The following is a 7,792-nucleotide window of genomic DNA, read 5'->3' as shown; positions in this document are numbered from 1 at the left end:
CAAGTTTCGCTATTTGCAACTAGAACTCAGCCGTCGCTGTTCGCTCGTCCATTGGAGCTACGATTTGCTTCCAGAAACGCTTGTATGACTCTCGCACCCTCAAGTGTAAAGTTTTATATCTGGATTCAACACTTCTGGGTGTGGGCAAGACAACAACAACCTCAAATCTGGCAGCCATCTTAAGGAGCAAAGGGAAAAAGGTACTCGTCGTAGATTTTGATTCTCAACAGGATTTGACAAGATCATTCCGCCTTAATTGCCAAGTGGCTACGCTCTCTGACTGTTTAAAAAATCGAAACTTGGATGTGCGGGAGGCAGTTGTCCCGTTTGATGTAGAAAAGAATGGCAAAAAAATTCATTTGATGGATGTTTTGCCTGCGGATAACGGCATGGATGCCTTCAATGATGATCAAAATGTGAATAAAATTCAAGGTGGCAGCCGACGGTTACGGGATTTGCTCTCAGCCTTTATTTATGACTATGACTATATTTTGATCGACTGCCCTACCCAATGGATGTTTTTCTCCCAGAGCGGTATCTATGCTGCTGACGTGGTATTAATTCCAGCCAAACATAATGGGATGGCTTCGCTGCACAACGCGTCCAAAGTGATTCGATCCTATATCCCTGAAACGCGTCAAAACCGAGACGATGGTGGCCCGATCGCCTTGCCGATTTTTTTCAACGGTGAAACGATCACTGATGCTCAAGCATCTGTTGCCCACAAGGAAATTGACAGAATTATTAGCCATACCAAGAAAGAGTTTGAATTTAATCTACTACCTTACTTTTATCCCAAAGCTGTAAAAGGGGGATTGGACCGCACCATTTTTTCCATCCCTGGTTATGCTTCAGTTGCGGGTGCGGCTTTCCAAAACTTACCCGCAGCGTTTACGAACAAAAGTGCCCGCGAACAGTACCTCAGTTTAGCCAAGGAGTATTTTCTGTATGGGTAGGTTTGACGATATCGGTAAGCTGATGCTACTGCCCTTAGCGGATATTGAACCTGGGGAAGAATTATCTACCCCTGCTTTTATGCTGGCGGCGGCGGCGGCGAGCCTGCAACATACGCCAGAACAGCGCAACTGGGTGCCGATCGTTGTTCAGGAAATGGGCGATTATCAATACCAGGTAGTGAGCAACCATTTTGTCTATGCTGCGGCTAATGTAGCGGATCTCGATAAGGTATGGTGCATTGTGATCGATCCCCATGAAGGGAATATTCAGCAGGCAAAGATACTGAGCCAGGAAATCGTACCTAAGGTTAATTTAAGATCAGCCTCACGCGAAATAATTGAGGCGGCATTACGCTATGTGATGGGACAACCGGGCAGCCCTTTGAAGGGGATTGATCTGGCGAAAGTAACCAATCGGCTTGAGGAAATAGATAAAACTTGTTGGACAGATCTTTCACCCATATCTACATTAAAGTGTGGCATCACAAAGGGTAAGAAGCTTGATGCTTTGAAACAGGTATTTTTCCTATCTCCCTTGGCAGAAGGAGCAAAACCAGAACGCCAAACATTGCAAGACCTATCGACCACAGAACTCAAGAAGCTAGCGAAAGAGTATGGGCTAGCAGGCTACTCTAAGTTGAAGAAAATAGAACTAGTTGCATTATTGCAATCGGTGCCTGCAATCGGTGCCTGAAAACGATCGGTGTCTGCAAGCAATCAGTGTACGTTTTCAGCTTGGGAGCCAGGAGCCAGGCGTTTAGCACCCATTCTTAACCATGAGCCGCAACCAGCAACCTCTAGACAACCTCGCCACCATTTTGGCGGTCCTAGCTGCCACCTGTCTGCTTATTCTGGGTCTTAATTCCTTTGTCATCATTCACCCTGGGGAAGCGGGTGTTTTGAGTATTTTAGGCAAAGCCCGCGATGGGGCGTTACTCGAAGGCATTCATTTTAAGCCTCCCCTCATTGCCGCCGTTGATGTGTACGACGTGACCGTTCAAAAATTTGAAGTACCAGCCCAGAGCGCTACACGGGATCTTCAGGACTTGACCGCCAGCTTTGCCATCAATTTCCGGCTTGATCCCACCCAGGTTGTCCAAATTCGCCGCACCCAGGGAACCTTGCAAAATCTAGTTTCCAAGATTATTGCGCCCCAAACCCAGGAGTCCTTCAAAATTGCTGCTGCTAAACGGACTGCCGAAGAAGCCATTACTCAACGCACACAACTGAAACAGGATTTTGACGATGCCCTGAGTGAACGCTTGGAAAAATATGCGGTGATCGTGCTGGATACGAGTGTTGTTGACCTAAATTTCTCCAAAGACTTTACGCGAGCCGTTGAGGAGAAACAAATTGCTGAACAACAGGCCCAACGGGCCGTTTATGTGGCTCAACAGGCGGAACAGGAAGCCCTAGCAGAGGTCAATCGGGCGAAGGGGAAGGCGGAAGCTCAGCGTCTATTGGCGGAAACCCTGAAGGCCCAGGGCGGTGAGTTAGTGTTGCAAAAGGAAGCGATCGAAGCCTGGAAGCAAGGGGGTGCCCAAATGCCCAAGGTTCTGGTCCTCAATGGGGATGCGAAAAGTAGTGTGCCTTTTTTATTCAACTTGAATATGGCTACCCAATAGGGGGATGCACTCCTGTTCTGCTGATTTAGATCCCCCGGACAGCTCAGGCGAGTTATGAACTTTGTTTAAACGGCCCCAGTTTTTGGGACAGGCGGCCTGGAAGTTCACCTCAAGTACAGTGGTGATTCCTCCGATCGCGTTTATAAAAACGGTCGGGCGAAGCTTACCTATAACGAACCCGTCATTATCGAAGCAGTCCCCCGCCCCAACGATCAGCCCTATCAGGTGAACTTAATGGCCGGGGGAGCACGTTCCGTCGGGAACGCCTTTCGCGCTAGGGTTGAGGGATGTCGATAAGGTTTCTAGGGGGACAGGGGCGGCAGTAAACTCCCGGCGGGGGAACGTCATGCCGACCCCATGTCTGCTGGGTGGCTATTGCACCTGCACCACAACCCGCACCGTGCCCGACACGGCTCCTGGCACCTGCCAGCGATGTAGGTGAGTCCGAAGGGTCCGGAAGAACCCCGCATCTTGTAAGGTGGACTGCTGATCATCCAGGTGAACTTGGCTGATGCGACCATTGCGGATCACCAGTTCCAGGGTCAGGTTGCCCGTCAGGTTGGCCGGAACCGTCAGGGTTTGCAGGTGCCGGTTGAGATCCGCGATCGCCGCCGCATCCAACCCATCCGCCTGGAGCACCGTAATCGCAGATTTGGCCTTAGCGGTGCTTCCCACCGTGGTTTCGTCAGCCTCCCAGAGCGGGGCCGAGGGAGGGGGAACAGCAGGCATTGAGGTAGGCGGCATGTTGAACGACTGCTGCGATCGCACCCCACTACCGGCGCCTCGACGACTCATACTCGGCAGGGGCGCATAGGCGGCCTGGGGCATGGCCCGATTGAGGGTGGCCTCTGCGGGTCCGAAAATGCCCTCATAGCTCACGCCTTCCGGCAACGCGACCGGGACTTGTATCGTGCGGCGGGTGCCATCGGGGTCAACCCGGACCTCTTCACTGACGGCGACAAACGCCGTGTATTGGGACAGCAGGCGATAGGCCAAGGCGGTATCCGTCACAGCTTGCACGCCCGATGTGGTTTCCAGGCCATACATTTGGTTCATCAATTCTTTGATTCGGGCACGGCCCCACAGTTGGGCGATCGCGGGATTCCCCCACTCACCACGGGACTCAAAGTCTACATTGAGCACCTGTTCATAGCGTTCCCCGCCCGCAGCAACGCCGTGAATCCGCAGGCGGCCACTCCGGCGATCGTCCTTGCGGCCAAAGATGACGAGGGGTTGGTTGGCAAATAAATCCGGTGCAGCGAGGGGATAAAGGGTGGGTTTGCCGCCTTCCCCCAGCCACTCGACTTGAATATTGGTCAAGACAGGATTATTGATCTGCCGGAAGAATTTTTCAGCGACGGGACCGCTGGCCTCATCGTGGCGAATCACCTGCATCGTGCCGCGTCCCACTTCCGCGAGGCGATCGAGCAAAAAGCGATTCACGGAACTGCCCACGCCAAAGCTGTAGAGCCGTACCCCCACTGGTAGGCGTTGCTGCACAGCGGCAATCACCTCCGTATCGTTGCCAATATACCCATCGGTGAGCAAGACCACACTACGCAACCGCCCTGCCGGGGCGGGCGGGAAGTTCAACACGGCGTTGATGCCATTCATCAGTTCTGTACCGCCATTGGCCTGGAGTTGGTCAATATAGGCGATCGCCTTAGCCCGGTTCTGGGCCGTATTGGCCAGGGGTTGGGTTGATAGCTGGGTAGCCGTATTGGCAAAGTCAATGATCGTAAACGTATCGTTGGGGTTGAGGCCATTGATAAAGCGCCGCATCAGTTCCTGGGATTTCAGCAGCGGATCACCCGACTGGGACCCGGAGGTATCCATCAGAAACACCACATCCTTCGGCACGATTTCGTTACTGCGATAGGTGAGGGCGGGGATGAGATAAACCGCAAAGTGCCCACCCCGATCGTCGGCTTGGGTCAGGACCGTGGTTTGGGTTTCGCGACCCGCGACCTGATAGCGCAAAATCAGGTCCTTATTCGGAATCGTATCCTCATTAGCCAGTTGTACCCGCACGGTCCGGCCTTCTTCCTGGACCTGGATTTGGTGGGAGGTGGATTGGATCGACTGGATCGGGACCCCGGCCTCGATCGCCACAGTCACCGCAATATCATGGCCCGATCGCATCCCCGGTTTTAGGACGGGGGGGGTAATCCGCGAGGCATCGGGAACTTGGTCGGTATCTCCCGCTGGTCCCGTCGGCGTACCGGGAATATAACGAGGACCGACAACCATTGGGAAGACAAATTCGTAATCGCCCCCTTCAAATTTCAGCGAGTCCGTGTAGCGAATCGTGACTTCGATTTGTTCCCCCGGGCGAATATTGGCCAGGGATTGGGTGAAAATATTATCCCGCTCCTGCTCTAGCAAACCAGCCGTGCGTCCTTCCCGCTTGGCTTGTTCGTAAATTTGTTGGGCTTCTTCCCGTTTTTTTATGTCGCCCTTGATGATACGATCGCCAATTTTAATTTCCATGTCATCCACTGCTGCCTCATCGGGCAAGGGAAACACATAGACCGCTTCCAGGGGGTCGTTAAAGGGGTTTTCAAACCGTTGGGTAACCTCCACCCGCGAGAGATTGCCGCTAATCGTCGCATTAACCTGGGTGTGCTTGAGGGGAAATACCTGGGATTCTCCGTCTTTTGTCTGCATCCAAAGGCCACCTGTTGGGCGATCGGGGGCTGTTGTTTGGGTGGACATGGTATTATTCTCCGACTCGGTGGGCTGGATCACACGTAGGGCGTGGGAGGCGCTGGGCGACAGGTGGACGCTAACACCAATGCCACCTAATAACAGCAACGCGAAACTGGACAGTAAGCAGCGATTGATTTTCATGGTATTTCCTGTATTTTCCCCTTGCAATCCCCCGCTTGGGAGAGAAAAAATAGTGGCTTAGCTCGTTAACCTGGGGTCGCGGTAAACAGCGGTTGGTTAAGGTGCGAATACGCCTTTAGGATGGCATGGGTAGCCAGGGGCGATCGTGAAGTTACCAAAATGGTAACCAGATCAGCCTCAGTCGATCACAAACTCACAAATTGAACGTGGGAGCGCCATCTTGCTTGTCTCGGTGGCAGGCAGGATGCCGACCCCACAACTTCCGTGCGATCGCCCCTGGATCTCAGCCCCATTGGTGGGCCAGTCTAGTGATTGATGGGGCTAACGTAATATGGGCAGGCGAGATGCCTAGCCCACGGTGCCTGTCAGGGGAGCGGTTTGAGGCTGGCTATTGACCATACCCCCCGCGCACGACTCAGCTTGTTTAAGCGATACTAAGGATTGCTGTATTGGGGACTAGGCCCATGACCACACCACCGCTGGAAACATTTCTCACGATCGGTCGTATTGTTGCGGCCCAAGGGTTAGGCGGTGAAGTTCGGGTTTATCCAGAGTCGGATTTCCCAGAACGTTTTTTAGAACCCGGTCAGCGTTGGCTCTTGGCACCCCAGCAACAAACCCCCACCCCGATCGCGCTCCTAGCGGGACGGGTCATTCCTGGTAAGGGGTTGTACGTGCTCAAGCTGGCCGGGATCGATAATCGTGACCAGGCTGAGCAGCTGCGGGGATATACATTGTTGGTGCCGGCGAGCGATCGCTTACCGCTGGCGGAGGACGAATTCCATGTGCAGGATCTCATCGGCCTCTCGGTGTTTGATCAGGTAACCCAGGTCCGGATTGGCACGGTCACCAATGTCTTCAGTGCCGGGAATGATTTGCTGGAGGTCGATCTCGCCACGGCCAGTGATTCCGCGCCCAAGTCGGCACCGATTCTGATTCCCTTTGTTAAGGCGATCGTGCCCATTGTGGATCTAGCGCAGCAACGGATTGAAATTACGCCTCCTCTGGGGTTGTTGGACTGAGGCTAACGTCCATCTCTGGGTGTTGGTGCCAAGCGGCTAGGGCTAGCCGTTGCACTTCGCGCCAGGGGACCTGGTGTTGGCGGGCTAATTGGGCGCAGTCCTCATACTCCGGCTGCACATTGACTAATTGCGGGGCCGGGTTTACGGTTTGCGGGTTAAACCAGGCCAACTTCAGGCGCACCGGGCCATAGACCGTCTGCACCGTTTGCACCTCGCGCCCTAGGGCCGATCGCTGTTGTATGGTGTGGCGGATTCCCAGGGTTGTCGTTTCCCGGAATAACAATTCTTCGCAGTCCAGCCGCCGATCAGGATAACAAATCACCGTTAGCAGTATCCCCGGTCGATTCTTCTTCATCCCAATGGCCTGGGTAAACACCTCCAATGCCCCGATCGCAGACAGCCGTTCCCCCACATAGGCGATCGCCTGGGGGCTGAGGTCGTCAATCTGGGTCTCTAGGACCGCGATCGTCTCCGTTCGCGAGTGGGGCGGTAACGCGTGGGCCGTCAGCGGGGGGACTGATCTAAAAGCAGGGGCGAGTGATGGGGCTGCCGGTGGCGAGGTTGCCGGTGGCCGATCGCCGCCGTGTCGTTGTTCCCCGGTATCCTGGTGTGCCTCATGAGCGTGGGCTTCTCCTCCCTGGGACCCCGATCCCTGCTCTGCTGCCAAAGGGGGAAGGGGGAAGGGGCCAGGGTGAACCGTCTTGCTTCGGCCTACCCAGAGCCGCAATAGGTTAGGCATGGGCAGCGTCATTGTGCCTGCGCCTAATCCCACCTTCTCCAGGATCATGGCCGGGGGCGGGCCAAACTGACGGGCAAGGGTGGTGACGATCGCCGCTCCGGTGGGGGTGACCAATTCCCGTTCAATGCCATTGCTGTAGATCGGCACCTGTCGCATCTCCCATAGTTTCAGGACAGCCGGGACTGGGACTGGCAACCGACCATGCGCCGCCCATACAGTCCCTCCACCAGTTGGTAGGGCTGAACAGTAGAGCAATGGCCAACCCTCGGCATCACTGTCAATCCCTAACCAGTCCAGCCCCAGGCAGGTGCCGACAATATCGACGATCGCATCCGTCGCCCCCACTTCGTGGAAGTGAACCTGTTCCGGGGGAATGCCATGCACGGCCCCTTCCGCGATCGCCAGTTGCCGAAACACCGCTAGACTCCAGGCCTCAACCCGGGGCGGTAAGGCGGCTTGCTGGATCATTGCCGCAATCTCCGGCAGATGGCGCACCGATTGGGCATGGGTGTGAGCCGAGGCGGGGTTCCGATCAGGGCGATGGGCATGACCGGGTGTGGGGAGGGCGGGGACGGCGGGGGTAGCCGCATGGGTTTTATC

6 protein-coding genes are annotated in these 7,792 nt (G+C 54.9%); 4 read left to right on the top strand and 2 right to left on the bottom strand.

Going from position 1 to position 7,792, the window contains the following annotated elements; translation table 11 throughout:
• The first annotated feature begins 80 nt into the window (after window positions 1–80).
• From ACWIUF_RS04230 to ACWIUF_RS04220, 3 genes are all read left to right on the top strand, one after another.
• Window positions 81–956: a ParA family protein gene (locus tag ACWIUF_RS04230; RefSeq protein ID WP_448570989.1), complete on the top strand. Its 876-nt coding sequence runs from the start codon at window positions 81–83 to the stop codon at window positions 954–956.
• A complete protein-coding gene (locus ACWIUF_RS04225) occupies window positions 949–1,650 on the top strand; it encodes a Rho termination factor N-terminal domain-containing protein (RefSeq protein ID WP_448570987.1) in 702 nt (233 codons plus the stop codon). The genes ACWIUF_RS04230 and ACWIUF_RS04225 overlap by 8 nt, the downstream gene beginning before the upstream one ends.
• A gap of 82 nt (window positions 1,651–1,732) precedes the next feature.
• Window positions 1,733–2,581, top strand: coding sequence for a prohibitin family protein (locus ACWIUF_RS04220; protein ID WP_448570985.1), 849 nt, complete (start codon window positions 1,733–1,735; stop codon window positions 2,579–2,581).
• 372 nt (window positions 2,582–2,953) lie between these two features.
• Here ACWIUF_RS04220 and ACWIUF_RS04215 read toward each other — a convergent pair whose 3' ends face one another.
• Window positions 2,954–5,431, bottom strand: a complete 2,478-nt coding sequence (locus tag ACWIUF_RS04215; RefSeq protein ID WP_448570984.1) for a VIT domain-containing protein — start codon at window positions 5,429–5,431, stop codon at window positions 2,954–2,956.
• 464 nt (window positions 5,432–5,895) lie between these two features.
• Here ACWIUF_RS04215 and rimM point away from each other — a divergent pair, with 464 nt between their 5' ends.
• Window positions 5,896–6,453, top strand: coding sequence for a ribosome maturation factor RimM (rimM, locus tag ACWIUF_RS04210; RefSeq protein ID WP_448570982.1), 558 nt, complete (start codon window positions 5,896–5,898; stop codon window positions 6,451–6,453).
• Here the strand turns inward: rimM and larC are convergent.
• Window positions 6,425–7,792: nickel pincer cofactor biosynthesis protein LarC (larC, locus tag ACWIUF_RS04205; RefSeq protein ID WP_448570981.1), on the bottom strand; the 1,368-nt coding region annotated here is incomplete at its 5' end. The genes rimM and larC overlap by 29 nt on opposite strands.

This window comes from Trichothermofontia sp. (assembly GCF_053493415.1).
This window is presented reverse-complemented; position numbering and strand designations above follow the sequence as displayed.